A 16,217-nucleotide genomic window follows, 5' to 3' on the forward strand; every position below is an offset into this window, starting at 1 on the left:
AACGTCGACGGACACGCCGCGCAGCGCGTGCTGGCGCTGCTCGATCCGTCGACCACCGCCGCGCTGCTGATCTCCAACGGGAGGCGCGGCGGCCGGCTGCGCGGCGGCGGCGCGCGCGTCGGCTGCGCCCGGCGCCGGCATCACGTTGTCGAACGCCATCGCAGCCGCACCGATCGTGGAAACGCCCGGGCCGATCGGGTCGAGGCCCACGGCGGCGGGTGCAGTCGTGGCGGCACCGGAATCGGTCGAAGCGGCAAGCCCCTGGGTCCAGGGGCCGTCGGCCGAGGCATTCCCGGTGATCGCGACACCGGCCGCGATGCCCCGCGGGGCATCGGCCGGCACCGCGGACACGGCGGGCGCCGGTTCGCCCGACAGCAGCGCGAGCATCAGGCCCGGCAGGGCCGGTTCGTCGGTTGCGGGATCGGGACGGCCGTTTGCCGGTCGCGCGGTCGTGCGCGCCGGGTTCGCATCGTCGGCGACACGCGGATCGCGCGGGGACGCGGCCGGCTCGCGATCGCTGCCACGGGTCCGCGCCTCGCCGCATGCGCCGGCCGGGCGCTCGGTTCGCGTGCCGGCCGACGAGGTGCCGTCGGCCGTCGGTGCAGCGTCGTCGCGGGGCTTCGATCCGGAGGTTTCGCGGCGCGCGACGGCGTCGTCGCGCCGGCCGTCCAACGTCGGTGCGTGATCGGCATTGAGCTGGAACGCGGGCGCGTCGTCCGGTTTCGGCGGGGACGACGGACAGCCGTCGCCCGACGACGGGGCCGGCCGGATGGCGAAGCCGCCGCGGTCGATGTTCATCCGCCTTGTACGTCCGCGCCGAGCGCGGGACGCACGCGGCGTCCGGCGAGGTCGTCGAGCTCCTTCTGCGAGCGGCGGTCGGCGACGCGCGTCTCCTCGGTGCGGTAGCTCGCCGCGAGCTTCTGCAACACGTGCGTCTCGCGGCTGGCGAGCATCAGCTTCGCGCGCTCGACCTCGGTGGCCTGCTTCGTGCGGTCGACGATCTGCACCTGCTGGTGCACGGCCTGCTGCAACTTGGCCTGGAAGGCGACGCGGTTGGCGAGCAGCGCGGGATTGATGGTCGCGCCCTGCGCGGGCGTCGCCGAGTATTCGGCGGCGTAGCGCTGCAGCGCTTCCAGGCGCGCCTGCTGCTCGGCCTGCGCGGCTTCGCGCGCGGCGACCTGCTGCGCGACCTCATCCTGCTGGCGTTGCTTGATCTGGAGGATCGGATCGAGGCGCTGGGAACGGGGAGCCATGGAGAAGTCCGGTTAGAGGGGCATGCCGCTGTCGTCGAGCAGGCGGAACAGCGCGGCCTTGCTCTCCTCGACGTTGGCGGCTTCGGCGACGTCCTGTCCGAGGAAGTCCACGATGGCGGGCCAGCGCGCGAGCGCCTCGTCCACCACCGGATCGCTGCCGCGCTGGTAGGCGCCGATCGCGATCAGGTCGCGCTGCGCCGAGTACGCCGACATCAGGCGGCGCAGCTTGCGGATGCGCTCGCGCCACGGGCCGTCGGTGATGTCCTGCATGACGCGCGAGACGGAGACCTCGACGTCGATCGCGGGGTATTGCCCCGAATCGGCGATGCGGCGGCTCAGCACGATGTGGCCGTCGAGGATGGCGCGCGCGGCGTCGGCGATCGGCTCCTGCTGGTCGTCGCCCTCGGTCAGCACCGTGTAGAAGGCGGTGATCGAGCCGCGGCCGTCGGCGCCGTTGCCGGCGCGTTCGACGAGCGCCGGCAGCTTGGCGAACACGCTCGGCGGATAGCCGCGCGTGGTCGGCGGCTCGCCGACCGAGAGGCCGATCTCGCGTTGCGCCTGCGCGTAGCGGGTGAGCGAATCCATCAGCAGCAGGACATGCAAGCCCTGGTCCCGGTAGTACTCGGCGATCGCGGTGGCCCGCAGCGCGCCGTGCAGGCGCGCGAGCGGCGGGCGGTCGGCGGGCGCGGCGACCACGACCGAGCGCCGCAGGCCTTCCTCGCCGAGCGTGGCTTCGACGAAGTCGCGCACTTCGCGGCCTCGCTCGCCGATCAGGCCGACGACGATGACGTCGGCCGCGGTGAACTTGGTCATCATGCCCAGCAGGGTCGACTTGCCGACGCCGGAACCGGCGAACAGGCCGACGCGCTGGCCGCGGCCGATCGGCAGCAGCGAATTGATCGCGCGGACGCCGACGTCGAGCGATCGGGTGATCGGCTCGCGCATCAGCGGATTGATCGAAACGCCGGACAGGCCCATGTGCCCCTCGGCGCGGATCGGGCCGCGGCCATCGAGCGGCACGCCGTCCGAATCGATGACGCGCCCGAGCAGGCCTTCGCCCACCGCGACCTCGCCCTGGCGGCGGCTCGGCACGACGCGCGCGTTGGGCAGCAGGCCCTGCAGGTCGGCCGTGGGCATCAGGTAAGTGCGGTCGCCGGCGAAGCCGACGACTTCGGTGTCGACCCAGCGCCCACCGGCAGTTTCCACGCGGCACCGCGAACCGAGCGGGGCGGAGCAGCCCGAGGCCTCGAGCGTGAGTCCCACCGCGCGGCGCAGCACGCCCTCGCGGGCGAGGCCGCCACTGGCGATTTGCAGCTCGGCCTGCGACAGGCGCGCGGCGAGCCGCAGGTTGCGCGCGTCTTCCCACTGCGCCGCGGCGACGGACGTGCTCATGCGGACCTCGCGTTCGCGTCGACGAGCGCGGTGAGGCAGGCCTGCAGCCGCGCGTCGAGCGTGCCGTCGATGCGGACGCTCTCGCTGTGCAGGCGCAGCTCGCCGCGGGCGAGGGTGGTGTCGCCGGTGAGGCGCACGCCGTCGAGCGTGGCGAGGTGCGGCATCAGCACGCCGAGGTCGTCGGGATGCAGGCGCAACTCGACGTCGCGCGAGCCGCTGCCGACGGCGTCGAGCGCGTCGCGCACGAGGTCGGCGAGCAGGGCCGGGTCGGCCCGGTAGGCGCGGCCGACCAGCGCGCCCGCGATGCGGGTGGCGAGGTCGGCAAGGGCGTCCGCCACTTCGCCGTCGAGGCGGGCGAGCGGACGCGTGAAGCTGTCGAGGATGCCTTCGATCTGCGCGATCTGGCGGCGCACCTCGGCCTGCCCGGTGGCCAGGCCCTCGGCGTGGCCGCGGCGGAAGCCCTCGTCGAACGCGGCCTGCGTGATCGCCTGCAGCTCCTCCACGCTCGGCGGCTGCGGCACGTCGACGGGCGCGACGTGCTCGAAGCCCGGCGCGACCCAGCGCAGCACGGCCGCATCGTTCATACGAACGTCTCCGCCTTGGCGACGAGCTGGATCGTGCCCTCATCGGCCATCTTGCGCACGATCGAGAGGATCTCCTTCTGCGCACCTTCGACGTCGGCGAGCCGCACGGGGCCGCGCGCCTCCATGTCGTCCTTCAGGATCTCGGCCGCGCGCTGCGACATGTTGCCGATGATCTTGTCCTTGACCTTGGTGTCGGCGCCGCGGAGCGCGACCGCGAGCTTCTCGTTCGGCACCTCGCGCAGGATGGTCTGCATCGCGCGGTCCTCGATCTCGGCGAGGTTGTCGAAGACGAACATGAGGTCGCGGATCTGCGAGGACAGGTTCGTGTCGATATCGCCGATCGAGCCGAGGATGGCCTCGTCCTGGCCGCCATCCATGAAGTTGAGGATGTTCGCGGCGACCTTGACGCCGCCGAGCGCGGACGACTTGATGTTCTGGCTGCCGGCGAACTGCTTGGCCATCACGTCGTTGAGCTCGTTGAGCGCATGCGGCGGCACACCGTCGAGCGTGGCGATGCGCACCAGCACGTCGCTGCGCACGCGCTCGGGCAGCGCCTTCAGCACTTCCGCCGCCTGGTCGGGGTCGAGGTGCGACATCACGATCGCGATGATCTGCGGATGCTCGTTGCGCACCAGTTCGGCGATCGCGCGGGGCTCCATCCACTTGAGCGTGTCGAGCCCGGAGGTGTTGCGGCCGAGCAGGATGCGGTCGATCAGGCTGGACGCGCGGTCCTCGCCGAGCGCCTGCACCAGCACCGCGCGCACGTATTCGTCGGCGCCCGGGCCGAGGCCGCTCGGCTGCTGCAGCGTATCGACGAAGTCGTCCACCACGTCGACCACCTGGTCGCGGCTCACGCCACCGACCGACGTCATGGCGAGGCCGAGCTTCTGCACTTCCTTCGCCGACATGTGCTTGAGCACTTCGGCGGCCTGCTGCTCGCCGAGGGTGAGCAGGATGATCGCGGCACGCTGCGTGCCCGACAGGCTCTGCGCGTTCTCAGCCATCGGCGGCCACCATGTCGCGCACGACCTGCGCCACGCGCTTGGGATCGCTGGTCACCGCGGTGCGGGCCACGTTGATCTTCTCGTCGAACTGCATCGCGGCGGTGGGCAGCATCGGGTCGGCCGGCGCGCGCGGGGCACGCGGCGCGGCGGCGCCCTGCTCGAGCTCCTCGGCCACGATGGTGGCCACCGCGGACTGCGCCGGGATCACCGGCTTGGGCTGCAGGATCTGGCGGAGCGCGGGGCGCAGCACGGTGAAGATCAGCACGATCACCGCGAGGCCGCCGAGCACCGTGCGCAGCAGGTCGCGCGCCTGCGGGTCCTGCCAGATCGGGGTGGAGTCGCCATCGCCGTCGGTGACGTCGCGGGCGAACGGGGCATTGACCACCGATACCGCGTCGCCGCGTGCCTGGTCGAAGCCGATCGCCTGCTGCACCAGCGCCTGGATGCGCTGCTGCTCGGCCGCGGTCAGCGCGCGCAGCTTCGGCTTGCCATCCTTGCCCGCGGGGCCGGCCGGCACGTTGTCGACCAGCACGGCGGCGGTGACGCGGCGGATCTTGCCCGGCGCTTGGCGCGTATGGGTGAGCGTGCGGTCCACTTCGTAATTGCGGACCTCGTTGCGCGTGCCCTGCGCACCGGCCGGCGACGCCGACGGTCGCGACGACGGCGCAGGCGCGGCGGCCACGCCCGGCGCAGTCGCCGCGGGGGTCGGGGTATTGCTCGTGCTGCCCGGCACGCCCTGCGCCGGCGCGCCGTTCGCCGCCCGCGCGGCGGCCGAGGCCGCGGTCATCCCGGCGACGTCGCCGCTCTGGGACACCTGCTCGCTGCGCACCTGTGTGTCGGGGCCGTAGGTCTCGCGCGCTTCCTCGGTCTCGTTGAAGTCCATGTCGACGCTGACCTGCGCGCTGATCCGGCCCGGGCCGGTCATCGGCTCGAGCAACTGCTCGATGCGCTGCACGTAGACGGCTTCCTGGCGGTGCTGCTGGTCGAACTGCTGCTGGCCAACGGCCTCGGCCGACGTCGGATCGCGCGTGGAGAGCATGCGGCCGAACTGGTCCACCACCGTGACGCGGTTGGTCGGCAGGTCCGGCACGCTCGTGGCGATGAGGTTCATGATCGCGTCGACCTGGCCCTGCTCGAGCGTGGAGCCCGTGCGCAGCTGCAGCACGACGGAGGCGCTGGCGGTTTCCTTGTCGCGGGTGAACGCGCTCGGCTTGGGCAGCGCGAGGTGCACGCGTGCCTCGCGCACGGGGCGCAGGTTCGAGATGGTGCGCGCGAGCTCGGTCTCCAGCGCGTGCTGGTAGCGTGCGTTCTCGACGAACTGGCTGGTGCCGAAGCCCTGGTCGCCCTGCATCGCCTCGAAGCCCTTGTCGCCGTTCGCGGGCAGGCCGGCGGAAGCGAGCGCCATCTTGGCGGCGCCGATCTTGTCGCTGGGCACCGCGAGGGCGCCGGTGGCGGGGTCGATGCGGAAGGGGATCTGGGCCGTGCCCAGCAGCTGCGAGGCGTCCTCGGTCGACTTGGCGTCGAGGCCGGCGTAGACGGGCACGTAGTTCGGCTTCTGCGTCCAGAAGAACAGCCACAGCCCGGCGGCGATGGCCGCGGCGAGCAGGGCGATCATGCCGACCTGGCGGACGGCCGGGATGTCCTGCAGGCGCCCGAGCTTCTGCAGGTTCTCGGTGGACTTGGGAAGTGCGATCACGGCCATGGAGCGGGTCTCGGTTGCGTGCGGTCGTCGGGCGGGAGCGCCGTCAGATCGGCATGTTCATGACGTCCTGGTACGCCTGCACCAGCCGGTTGCGCACTTCGACGGTGGCCTTGAAGGCCACCTGCGACTGCTGCATCGCGACCATCACGCGGGCGAGGTCGGCCTTGGGATCCCCGAGCTCGAACGCGCGCTGGAGGTCGCCGGCCTCGTTCTGCACCTTGCTGACGTTGTCGATCGCGTTGGACATCGCGGACCGGAAGCCACCGCCTTTGGAGCCCGCCACGCCGCCGGCAAGGCCCGGTGCGGTGGGGGCGATCGACGGGCTCGCGGCCGCATCGCCCATGCCCTTCATCCGCATCTCGTGGGCGCGGATCTGGGACAGGACGGAGGAGATCGCGTCGGTCATGGCGGCGGGCGTCGCATGGGCTTGCCGGGGCTGAGGCAAGCGGCGTGCCAGCGGGGCGTCGGGAAACCGGCGGTGGGCCGCCCGGCGAGCGTTTCCGGGGCTTCGCGAGACGTCCGAAGGAGGAAACGGGCCGGGAGCGGGGTGCGGTCGACGGGCGGCTTGGCGCGCGCCGAGGTATCGGCCTCCGGAACGGCGACGTCGCGGCCGTGACGCTCGAGGCCGCCCGACCGCCGGTGCAATCGGCCTAGGGCGGCGTCAGCACGAAGGACCTGAGGTCGTCGGACGTGGGCGTGCCCACCGCCCCGAGCGACTCGTACAGCCGGATCGCACCCGCATTGGCCGAGCGCACGCCCTTGAACACCAGTTCGGTGCAGCCGGCGTCGCGCGCCTGCGCCCGCAGCGCCGCGATCACCGTGGAGCCGTAGCCCCGGGAGCGGTGCTCGGGGTCGAGTTCGATCTTCTCCAGCACGAAGCGGCCGCCCGTCTCGTACCAGCCGTAGGCGCGGCCGATGCAGCGGCCGCTCAGCCGGGCCTCCACGAGGTAATGTCGGCGCTCGCCGTGCACCTCGAAGCTCCAGTCCGGTTTGAGGTCGAGCGGGGCGGCGTCCGCGGGGGCTCCGGCCGGGGGATCGGGCGCAGCTTCGCCGGTACGGAGTGGCGACGCGGTGGTCCCGGGGCGGGGCGGGGCGCCGGGAATTCCCGCAGTCATGATTCGGGCGCGGCCGGAGTCGCGCCCGACGGGCCGCGGATCCAGTACCACCACGTGCCGAGCAGGCTCAGCGCGAACAGCGCCAGCACCGTCCAGAAGGCGGGCGCGGAGCGTCGGACCGTCGGTGTGTCGTCCTCGGTGCGGGTGACCACCCAGAGGCTGCGCTGCGACAACGAGCGCGGCACCGCGAAGTAGTAGCGACCGGCCTCGATGCGCAGGCCCTGCGGCGTCTGCTCGGCGCGGCTCTTCATGCCGACCAGCAGGCTCGGACCGTTCGCGCCGGCCCCGAGCAGCACCTCGTGGTCCCCCTCGCGCGGGGCCGCGATGCCGTACGCGAGCAGCACCAGCACCATCGTCAGGTAGGTGGCGGCCGCGTAGCCGAGGATCGTCTTGGCAACCTGTCTCATGCAGCCGGTCCTTGTCGCGGCGATCGCATCGCCCGCGCATGCGGCGCGTCGCGCGCGCCGATCCAGTCCTGTGGCCGTCGATCACGGCATGCCCGCATGGTACCGGTCGCACGCGCGGATGGCGCGTCGGCGCTAGCGGCCCGAAAAGGCGAAGACGAAGACGTAGAAGAGCGAATAGCCCAGCACCGCGCAGAACGCGGTCGCCGCCAGCAGCAGGAGCGGGAGCCGGTGCTGCTCGTCTTCGATCGCACCGAAGAGCGCGGCCATGCAGCTCGCCGACAGAAGGACGACCGGCCCCCACAACAGGCGGTTGTCCCAGGCCAGGTGCCCGGTGACCACGATCAGCCCGAGCAGCACCCACGCGGCGACGAAGCTGCCGACCGCCGCGCGGATCACCGATGCCAGCCGTGCATCGACCGTGCGACGCTCACTGGCCTTCCGGCGGTTCCCACAGCTCCACCTTGTTGCCTTCGGGGTCCATCACCCAGCCGAACTTGCCGTATTCCGAATCGTCGGTGCGCTCGAGGACGTTGCAGCCCTCCGCGCGCAAAGCATCGAGCAGGTCGGTGAGGCAGGCGACTCGGAAGTTCACCATGAAGGCCGACGTGCTCGGCGCGAAGTGCGTCGTGTCCTCCGCGAACGGGCTCCAGATCGTGGTGCCGCTCGGGTTGTCGGGCGTGCCCCAGGCGATCGCCGCGCCGCCCCATTCCTGCACGTCGAGCCCCAGGTGGTCGCGATACCAGGCGGCCAACGCCTGGGGATCCTTCGCCTTGAAGAACAGGCCGCCGAGTCCGGTCACACGCTTCATGTCGTCGCCTCGCAGGTGCATGCCCGGAACAGGCATGGAATCGAGTGACCGCGAACGGACGCGCACCGCGGTCGATGGCCCGAGCGTACCGGCGGCGGAGGCCTCGTGCCAGTAAGGCAAGCCGCGGCGCACGGTGCGCCGGAGTGTCGGAATTGGCGAGGTCCACGAGTCCCGATCGACCCGTCCCCGCGCCGTCAGTGCTCCCGTGCGTCGACCGCCGCCACGATGGCGCGCACGGTCGACGACGGATAGACGGTCCCCGCCGGCGTCCCCGGGCGCGGGGCCGGCGCGTCGGACGCCCGCAATGCCTCCGTCAGGCCACTCGCGCTGGCGTAGATCGGTGCACGCACGCTCAATGCGGCAGGCCGCGGCGTCGATCCGAACACCGCCCTGTAGAGCGCGGTCGCGTCCAGAAGCGTGAGCGCCGGGCCCGGATGCATTCCATCGGCCGCGAACCACGTGAGTTCCGGCGCCGCGGCCCTGACGCGAGGCAACGTCGTCGCCACCTCCGCGTAGACCGCACCGGCCTCATCGGCCGCCGACGACTCCTTCGCGACGAGTTCCGCCGAGACGTCCGGATTGGACTGATAGGTGCCCAGCAGCACGACTTTGACGCCACGCGCGTGTGCCAGGCCGGCGAGTGCGACGATCGCCCGGCGCGACGCCGCACAGGACTCGGGTCCGAACGCGCAGACGAGATCCCCGCCGCGTTCCTGCAGCACGAGCACCGCATAGTCGTGCGTGTGCAATGCCGTCGCCACGGAACCGTCCGTCCACCTCTGCGACAGCGTGGCGCCGCCCCTGACGATCATGTCGCTCCGCACGTGCCGACCGTTCGCGTCGCACAGCGCGGAAAACACGGCGGGAAGGTTGCCGACGTAGGTCAGGCTGTTGCCGACGAACAGCACTCGCTCCGATCCCGCGCGTGGCGTCGTCGTGCAGGACGACGACGCGAGCAACAGGCCGAGCGCAAGGCATGCGCGGCGGACGGGATTCACCCCGGCGAACTCGCGCGAGCGACGCCGGCCATCAGCGCAGCGTGATCTGCGACGCCCGGTCGACGTTGACGTGCGTCTGGTAGTAGTACTTGTCCGTCGCCCGTCCGTTCACCAGGAAGAAGATGCGGGTGCGCATCGCGGTGCCGGACACCAGGATGTCGCGGCCTTCGAGCGCCTGTGGGGATTCGACGCCGATCCGGGCGCAGAGCTCGCGTGCCACGTCCGGCGTCAGTGCGACGGTGAGCGTTCGCTGGTCCCGGTAGTCCTGTTCGGAATTGAGATAGACGCGACCGTCGCGCGTGCCGACGCCGCGCACGCGCATGGCGAAGGTGCCCTGTACCCCGGCCGGGGCCGCATGCGCCGCCTTGAGGACCGCTTCTTCCGGTGTTGTCCATGCGGCGGCTGCGGGTTTCGGCGTGGGCGCGGTCAATGTCGCGCATCCGCCGACGAGCAGGAGGGCGACGACGGCGAGATGCTTGAGCGGTTTCGTCATGGCGAGTCCTTTCACGGGTCAATGGGTCAAGGAACGAAGGGCGTATGCCGGCCACACGCCATGTCCTGGCGCAAGCCGATCACCGCGTTCGACATGGGGACGGTGCCGAGCGTCGCCAAGGTCGTCGAGGTGAGCGACGGGGCCGGGTCATCCATGCGGCGTGTTCGTACCGAACGCGGACCAGTCACCGAATGCGTGGCGCCGCGCGATGCGTCGCGTCCAGATCGCCATGAGCAGCCCGAACAGCACGCCGGTCGCAACGGCCACGAGCGCGCCTTCCTCCAGCGACATCGAGCGTGCGCCGCGATTGCCCATGAGCCAGGCGACGCCGCCGAACGACAGGCCGAAGAACGCGCCGGTGACCAGGAAGAGCGACACCGCGCCCATGCAGAACGGCGGCGGCAGCTTCACGCCCGAGGCCCACAGCAATGCCCACAACGGCGGTACGGCCGTCGCCGGCGACAGGCCCTTCGACGCCGCGAGTGCTCGATACGCCTCGACCTTCCGCTCGAACGTCATGCGCCCGGAACCTCGCGTCGCGTCACCGGCCGACGACGGCCCGCGCGCCTGGTCACGGCGCACGGAGCTGCGCACCGATGGCGATGTAGAACGGTTCCGGCCAGCGCCCCGGCACACCGACCTCGACGAGGTGCCGTTCGACGCAGCGCGCGAGGGGGCTCTCGCCTTCGCGCCAGCTCCGGGCGGCCGAGCCGTCCGCCCGCAGCCGCAGCACGACGGTGAACGACGACAGGTCGTTGCCCGGCGAACCGCACGAATCGAGCGCGGCCACGAGCGTACGACCCTGCGTGTCGAACAACGCTTCGCGAGCGGGCGTCCGCATCGCCGCGTGCGTGCGCAGCGCCTGGGCCTTCGCCTCGGCGAAGGTCATCGGGGATGCCGCGAGCTGCGCGGCGAGGACGAGTGTCGACAACACGGAAACCTCCTTGTCGTTGAAGTCGAAGCGAACCCGAACGATGGGATGGCCGGGTGCGCCAGCATGGGGCGCAGATTAGGGCGTTGCCATGGATGGGGTCGCATGTCGTCCAAATCCGCAGCCTGCAGCCGGGGCTTGCGACTCGGCACTCGACCACCGCGTCCGCCGACGTCGCCGGAGCCCAAGAGCTGCACGATGTCCCGGTGGACCGCTCTGTTCGATCGCCCCGACGTCCTCAGCCGTCGTCGTCGGTCCACGCCAATGCCGAGATCCGCCACCCCGACGCCACGCGAATCAGCTGGAAGAGCTTGAGCCCGGAACCCGCATACGGACGACCGTGCAGCACGCCCGACTTCGCGTAGCGCGAGGTGCGGGCGGCGATGCCACCGAAGACTTGCGTCTGCGCGGACGTTTCCTGTTCGGAGAACCCGACCAGACCGCCGCCGTCCAGCAGCGCCAGCCGCGGCGCCACGAACTCGTCCACCGAATAGGACTCCACGAGGCCCGGCATGGAGCGCACGATGCGCGCGTCGTCGGCGAAGCACGAGACGATATCCGTCTGTCGAGGCGGTGCAGCCGTGTTGTCGAACGACGCATAGAACCGCGTCACGAGCGCATCGATCGCATGCAGATCATCGTTGTCGCGCACGGGCCTGCCTGGGACGGCGGAGCTGGACAATGGTCCGGTCCTCGCGAAGATTCGACGTCACTGTAGGGCCGATGGAGACGCCGCGCGACCGGGCGACCCGTCGCGCCTGTCGCCGGCTCGTCTGCGCTGTGTCGTGTTGTTGCAGGCCGTGCGCAGACCTCGTCATCCGCGCCTAGCCGCTCGTCCGCGCTGCCCGCGAGGAGCCCTTGCGATGGGGTCGATCCGCGAGAGCGGTGCATTTGCAGCGCCCATCGAGCCAATCAGTCCGCCGCCCCCGCCTTTTGTTCGGCCTGTCGAGGCGGTGGACCCGTTCTGCCGCACACGGACGGCGTGCGACACGCTCCGCTGGTCGCAGCGCCGCCGCACGCCGGTGATGCCACGGCCCGACGTCGCGTCGTGCTCAGTGCGGCGCGACTCGCCCCTCGCGCTGATCGATGAAACGCTCCTGCGCGCGCTGCTCGGCCACCTGCTGCTGCAGCTGGGCTCGGCCCGCCGTCGCATCGGCAACGGCTCGCTGGTTCCGGTACGCCCTGGTTTCCGCCGCATCCTTCGACCCGCCGGTCGCACACGCCGAGAGCGATGCAGCCAGGAACAGCACCACCATTACGTTAAGCGGTCGCATAAACCCTCCTTAGTGTCGACGGGGTTCCGGTTCGTCCCAGCGTGACCGGGAACCCAGCCTACCGCAGCGCCGCGCGCCCAGGTACGGGCCATTAGGCCGCGGCGATCACCCGCGGAGTCGTCGCCTTGGTGTCCTGCCGCGCCACCGTCGGGAGGGGGCCCGCCCAATGCGCGTGACGCCTTCCTCGACGGGCGTCAGGCCGGTCCGCGCAGCGACGCCCGCACGGCGGCGTCGTCAGGACGCGCCCCAGCCATCCGGGCGCCCACGCCGAAGCCAAGCCCCGCGATGCCCCAGACGACGGCGCTGACCACCTCGAACAGGTTTCGCAGCTCCGGGTGACGCACGGCCAGCACGGGCAGAAGCAACGCGCGCACCAGGCACACCACCGCCATGGTGCCCAGCCCGATGCGTAGCAACGGCATCCGACGAACGAGCCCCGTTGCCGAGGCGGCGTAGAGGCCGCACAGGCCCATCAGTCCCGCAATGGCGAGCGCACTGACCGGTGCCAACCAGGTTCCGGACCGCGCCGAGGCGAGGACCCTCGGCGGCGCATTGAAGAACTCGAACCACGAAGGGCCGGCGATCACCGCACCCACGTGGATCACGACGCCGCCGAGGGCGATCGACGCAGCGAGGAGCACGAGAGCGCGCGAGGGATTCATGCGGTACCAGCGGAGGACGGGCCTCCATGCTGCGTCGGGGCCTGCGGTCCGCCAAGGGTGGAAAGTCATCGCCCGTCGCGAGCCACGCATTTTCCGCGCCCGACTCGACACTCGTGCGCCACCGTGCCGTCCGGCCGCACGGTCGACAACCTACCTGCCGAGCGCGAGTTACCTCGCGAACGCGCCAGCGTTGAACCCCGCGTGGCACAGGACTGCGAGCAAGACCGAGCCGCTGAAATGGCGAACGAGGTGGAGCGCGCATCCCAGCGCAACCAGCAACATGAAATACGGCCAGTACCAAGTGAAGTGCGATGCGGCAAAAAGAGCGGTGATGAGGACGAGCCCGGGCAACGACAATCGTTGTCGCCCATGTTGAGCCTGCCGGTACATCCAGCCGCGGAAGATCAGCTCTTCCGCCAGAGGCGACGCCGACAGATTCACGACCAGGCTCAGGAGATCGGGCGGAGTAGCGGCGGCACTCCCAGTTGCAAGTCCCGCGATGAAGAAGAATGGCGACGCCAACCATCCGGTGCGGCGGAAGCGCACCGAGGCCGCGTGCGACGCTCGGTTCAACAGCTAGGCGTACGCGAGCAGCCCCAGTGCATTCAACGCGAGAAAGAGCGTCCTGAACGCAGGCGCGCCCAGCGTGGTCGGCAAGCTCCAGAGGACAGCCTGTCCGAGGACAAGCAAAGGCAGAAACGCGACGACGATCCTGGCGAGCGTGGCTGCCTTCAAATGCGTACCTGCTACCTGAGTTGAGCCACGCCGCGAAGCGGCGTCGGTCCGCACGAACTCTCATGCGTCAGCTGCGCTCGGTCCGGCGGCGGCTGCTGTCCCTGATCGTAAGCCAACGTTCCTCCAACGCCGAGCCAAACAAAGCACGCAAACATGTAGGTCATCAGGCGGCCGCTGGGCTTTCCGTCCCATCGTCCGCGCAATCCTCGCCAGGTCGAAATAGACCGGTGTGGGCGGGGCCTGTGCGCGGTTCCCTCATGGACGCCGCAGGGCAACTTCGACGATCAATGCGACACGCATAGGCGACCATGCACCCAATCCGGTCCGTGCGCCGCTTGCATCGACGCGACCGCGACGATCAGCCGAAGTCCCCCGAAACGCTCGCGGCCCCACAGGGCCGGAGTGCCCCGATCTCTACGTGCGCTGCGCATCAAACGGCGTATCGGGAGGCCCGAGACGTGAGCAGCACGGCGACCTGCCAAGCTCGTGCCTCTTCCCTGTACGGCGCCGCACGTGAGTGCCGCCGCGTTCGAACCGGATGGTTTCGAGCGAAATTGCCGCGGGACTGACCGTGGAATCGGTGTTGTCGCTGTCGGCCGGCGCACTTTTGCGGTGGTCTGTACCACGACACCTGCCGCCGTCATGCCGATTTGCACCGCGCCACACTCGCCCGTGTACGCCCCGGGGTCGAGGAGCGCGGCCCGCCTGCGCGAAGACCCGACCAAGTGTGGGCCGTCGACCGATGAGCGGCGCGGCGACTCGTACGCCCGATGCCTGGGATGAGCGCCAGGAGGACCGGGTGGACTTGGAAATTACCGAGGACGGCGTTTCGATCCATGCCGCGCGCGGCGAGTTGCGACTGGCCGGGGCGCGCGAGCGCGTCTGTGCGGTGCTCAACTGGGCGGCGGCAAACGGCTATCAACGTGTGCTCGTCGACCTCAGCTCTGCGGCGGGACTCGAACCGCCGAGCTTCGTCGCGCGAATCGAGATCGCGCATGAATTCGCGCGAACCGCGCGCATCGGGACCGCGCTCGCGATCGTGGCACCAGACCACATCATCGACGAGGAGCGCGTGGGCGTCGTTCTCGCGGGGCGTCTCGGGCTGCGTGCGCACATCGGTTCGGACAGGACCGACGCACTGGCGTGGCTCAAGGATCAGGAAACCATCACGATCCCGGCGCACTCGTCGTCGACGGCGAATAGATGAATCAAGCCGCGCCGCGAGGTGGCGTCGACTTGGGCACCTGTTTCCGCTCTCTGCTGGAGAGGTGCCCCTAGCTGCACTGACTGCGGCGTACGGCGAGAGTCTTTGCCATACCTGTGTAGCAAGCCCATGGCCGCAGGCTTCGCTTCACCGAGCGTTTCGTAGCGCATGAGTTGCTTCGCCGTGCTCTGGCTTCTGCAGGGCCCGGTGGGCGCTGGCATGGCAAGGGGAGGGCTGACACCGGAGCCAAGCCGAGCCGCCCAGCGGCGTCGGCCTGGAAGCATTGTCAGGGTGCACGCGCGACCCTCAATTGCCCGGGGGGCGCTCGAGAACCTTCAAATCGACCACATGCCTGCCTGCCGCGATCCAGCGCCCATCAATGCGCTGCCATGTGTCGATCGAAGTAAAGGTCTCGCTGAGCCTTTTGCCATTGGCCAATGTCGCTTCCCAGTTCGAAGAAACGGTAGCGGCGACCGCGTCCGGACCCAGCAATCGCAGGTGCGTAACCCGCGGGCTATACGCATGCATCTTCATCTTCATGAAGTTCTGCATCCAGGTCTTCAAATCGATGCTCTTGTCGTTGCTTGCAAACGTAAGCCGGTACTCGGGCGACATTACCTGTCGGAGCACCGCAGGGTCCTGACTCAGGATGGCTCTGGCCCAGGTCGAGTCCGCAGCAAGGATCTCCGACACTGGCGCCGCACCCGGGGACGCCTGGTCCGCTGACGCCGAGAGCGGCACGAGCGAAAGCATGAACGCGATGGCGACGGCGGCTCGCATGGCAAGGCTCCTTGGGAAGCGCGTGTGGCGTAACACCTGAGTCAAGCCGCGCTGCGACGCGGCGTCGGCGGGGACGGATTCTCAGGCTTTTCGCCGGCGCTGCGCGATAAATCCATAAAGGATCAGCGTATCCATCAGCAGCGCCGCCACGCCGAATACCGCGCGCCCTTCGCTTTCGGAAACGGCCTTTCTTTCGAGGCCAGAGAAAGATCTCGACGTTTTTCGCACAAAGGGGCGTTCACCAGGTGCAAAGGCAACCCAGTTGAACGTGAGAACGAAGGCGAGCAGCGAATAGGCGGCCATCATGCCGGCGGCACCCGCTCTGCCAAGGCCGAACGCCACCATCGCCGCGCCGGCGGCTCCCAACACTGTCCCCACACACGCAATGAGCGCCACATCCCACGGGCTCCGCTGCGATGCGTTCGTGGCCCATTGGAAGACGCTGTAGTAGCAGACGACGCCCGCTGCTAAAAAGCAAAGGCCGAATACGACGGCCGGGATTCGCATGGATGTTGCGGCCATGACAGAGAGGCTCCCGATAAGCCTTACACCTGGGCGAAGCGGCGTCGGTTTTGACAGGTCGCTAGACCCCATTCAAGGGTGTTTCCATGACACTGGCAAGTGACCTTCGCACTGCGCGCGTCCGCTGACCAGCGGCGACCGCCGCCACATAGCTGGAGTCGTGCCTACTCCTGCGTCCTGCCGGCGCTGACGAATCGAGCCGAGCCGCCTATGGCCAACTTCGCGTCACGGACCATGAGCACACTTGGGTGCGGTGACACGGAGACGTCCCCCCGATTTTGAGTAGCACGCCGATCTGGAGTCCAATCCCCGACAGCAAGGAGATTGGACGTGAAGAAGCGCTTTTCCGAAGA

The 16,217-nt window shown here is 69.9% G+C and carries 23 protein-coding genes; 1 reads left to right on the forward strand and 22 read right to left on the reverse strand.

Translation table 11 applies throughout. From position 1 onward, the window contains the following. The 20 genes from ACY35P_RS12405 to ACY35P_RS12500 all read right to left on the reverse strand — a co-directional run. A partial coding sequence (locus ACY35P_RS12405) for a hypothetical protein (RefSeq protein ID WP_462116146.1) occupies positions 1-387 on the reverse strand: 387 nt, incomplete at its 3' end. 407 nt (positions 388-794) lie between these two features. Continuing rightward, positions 795-1,253 carry a flagellar export protein FliJ gene (gene fliJ / locus ACY35P_RS12410; protein ID WP_462116147.1) on the reverse strand — a complete coding sequence of 153 codons (459 nt, stop codon included), beginning with the start codon at positions 1,251-1,253 and terminating at the stop codon, positions 795-797. Between the two features lie 12 nt (positions 1,254-1,265). Next, on the reverse strand, positions 1,266-2,645 hold the full coding sequence (fliI, locus tag ACY35P_RS12415; protein ID WP_462116148.1) for a flagellar protein export ATPase FliI: 1,380 nt from the start codon (positions 2,643-2,645) through the stop codon (positions 1,266-1,268). Beyond that, positions 2,642-3,229, reverse strand: a complete 588-nt coding sequence (locus tag ACY35P_RS12420; protein ID WP_462116149.1) for a FliH/SctL family protein — start codon at positions 3,227-3,229, stop codon at positions 2,642-2,644. Before ACY35P_RS12420 ends, fliI begins: the two co-directional genes overlap by 4 nt. Continuing rightward, complete coding sequence (gene fliG, locus ACY35P_RS12425) at positions 3,226-4,212, reverse strand: flagellar motor switch protein FliG (protein ID WP_462116168.1); 987 nt, start codon at positions 4,210-4,212, stop codon at positions 3,226-3,228. The genes ACY35P_RS12420 and fliG overlap by 4 nt, the downstream gene beginning before the upstream one ends. 13 nt (positions 4,213-4,225) lie before the next feature. Beyond that, entirely contained in the window at positions 4,226-5,935 is a 1,710-nt protein-coding gene (gene fliF / locus ACY35P_RS12430; protein ID WP_462116150.1) for a flagellar basal-body MS-ring/collar protein FliF, read from the reverse strand. 43 nt (positions 5,936-5,978) lie between these two features. Next, complete coding sequence (gene fliE, locus ACY35P_RS12435) at positions 5,979-6,341, reverse strand: flagellar hook-basal body complex protein FliE (protein WP_462116151.1); 363 nt, start codon at positions 6,339-6,341, stop codon at positions 5,979-5,981. A 244-nt stretch (positions 6,342-6,585) separates the two neighbouring features. Beyond that, positions 6,586-7,050: a GNAT family N-acetyltransferase gene (locus tag ACY35P_RS12440; protein WP_462116152.1), complete on the reverse strand. Its 465-nt coding sequence runs from the start codon at positions 7,048-7,050 to the stop codon at positions 6,586-6,588. Then, positions 7,047-7,457: a hypothetical protein gene (locus tag ACY35P_RS12445; RefSeq protein WP_462116153.1), complete on the reverse strand. Its 411-nt coding sequence runs from the start codon at positions 7,455-7,457 to the stop codon at positions 7,047-7,049. Before ACY35P_RS12445 ends, ACY35P_RS12440 begins: the two co-directional genes overlap by 4 nt. Before the next feature lie 132 nt (positions 7,458-7,589). Beyond that, entirely contained in the window at positions 7,590-7,853 is a 264-nt protein-coding gene (locus tag ACY35P_RS12450; protein ID WP_462116154.1) for a hypothetical protein, read from the reverse strand. Positions 7,854-7,884: 31 nt separating this feature from the next. Continuing rightward, positions 7,885-8,265: a VOC family protein gene (locus ACY35P_RS12455; RefSeq protein WP_462116155.1), complete on the reverse strand. Its 381-nt coding sequence runs from the start codon at positions 8,263-8,265 to the stop codon at positions 7,885-7,887. Between the two features lie 194 nt (positions 8,266-8,459). After that, positions 8,460-9,263, reverse strand: a complete 804-nt coding sequence (locus ACY35P_RS12460) for a hypothetical protein (protein ID WP_462116156.1) — start codon at positions 9,261-9,263, stop codon at positions 8,460-8,462. Positions 9,264-9,294: 31 nt separating this feature from the next. Then, positions 9,295-9,756 (reverse strand): hypothetical protein, encoded by a 462-nt coding sequence (locus ACY35P_RS12465; protein WP_462116157.1) that lies wholly within the window; start codon positions 9,754-9,756, stop codon positions 9,295-9,297. Positions 9,757-9,782: 26 nt separating this feature from the next. Next, the gene (locus tag ACY35P_RS12470) at positions 9,783-9,911 is read right to left on the reverse strand and encodes a hypothetical protein (RefSeq protein WP_462116158.1); all 129 of its coding nucleotides are present in this window, start codon (positions 9,909-9,911) and stop codon (positions 9,783-9,785) included. Continuing rightward, positions 9,904-10,275 carry a DUF6404 family protein gene (locus ACY35P_RS12475; protein WP_462116159.1) on the reverse strand — a complete coding sequence of 124 codons (372 nt, stop codon included), beginning with the start codon at positions 10,273-10,275 and terminating at the stop codon, positions 9,904-9,906. The genes ACY35P_RS12470 and ACY35P_RS12475 overlap by 8 nt, the downstream gene beginning before the upstream one ends. 52 nt (positions 10,276-10,327) lie before the next feature. After that, positions 10,328-10,690, reverse strand: a complete 363-nt coding sequence (locus tag ACY35P_RS12480) for a hypothetical protein (protein ID WP_462116160.1) — start codon at positions 10,688-10,690, stop codon at positions 10,328-10,330. 235 nt (positions 10,691-10,925) lie between these two features. Further along, entirely contained in the window at positions 10,926-11,339 is a 414-nt protein-coding gene (locus tag ACY35P_RS12485; protein ID WP_462116161.1) for a hypothetical protein, read from the reverse strand. 400 nt (positions 11,340-11,739) lie between these two features. Next, positions 11,740-11,943 (reverse strand): hypothetical protein, encoded by a 204-nt coding sequence (locus ACY35P_RS12490; protein ID WP_462116162.1) that lies wholly within the window; start codon positions 11,941-11,943, stop codon positions 11,740-11,742. A gap of 212 nt (positions 11,944-12,155) precedes the next feature. Further along, positions 12,156-12,623, reverse strand: a complete 468-nt coding sequence (locus ACY35P_RS12495; protein ID WP_462116163.1) for a hypothetical protein — start codon at positions 12,621-12,623, stop codon at positions 12,156-12,158. Positions 12,624-12,791: 168 nt separating this feature from the next. After that, positions 12,792-13,169: a lysostaphin resistance A-like protein gene (locus ACY35P_RS12500; RefSeq protein WP_462116164.1), complete on the reverse strand. Its 378-nt coding sequence runs from the start codon at positions 13,167-13,169 to the stop codon at positions 12,792-12,794. Between the two features lie 931 nt (positions 13,170-14,100). Here ACY35P_RS12500 and ACY35P_RS12505 point away from each other — a divergent pair. Continuing rightward, positions 14,101-14,565 (forward strand): hypothetical protein, encoded by a 465-nt coding sequence (locus ACY35P_RS12505; protein WP_462116165.1) that lies wholly within the window; start codon positions 14,101-14,103, stop codon positions 14,563-14,565. Between the two features lie 303 nt (positions 14,566-14,868). On the opposite strand, the gene ACY35P_RS12510 is transcribed toward ACY35P_RS12505, so the two are convergent. Both ACY35P_RS12510 and ACY35P_RS12515 read right to left on the reverse strand, forming a co-directional pair. Beyond that, positions 14,869-15,342 carry a nuclear transport factor 2 family protein gene (locus ACY35P_RS12510; protein WP_462116166.1) on the reverse strand — a complete coding sequence of 158 codons (474 nt, stop codon included), beginning with the start codon at positions 15,340-15,342 and terminating at the stop codon, positions 14,869-14,871. An 81-nt stretch (positions 15,343-15,423) separates the two neighbouring features. Continuing rightward, on the reverse strand, positions 15,424-15,864 hold the full coding sequence (locus ACY35P_RS12515; RefSeq protein ID WP_462116167.1) for a hypothetical protein: 441 nt from the start codon (positions 15,862-15,864) through the stop codon (positions 15,424-15,426). Positions 15,865-16,217 lie beyond the last annotated feature (353 nt).

This window comes from Lysobacter xanthus (assembly GCF_047159895.1).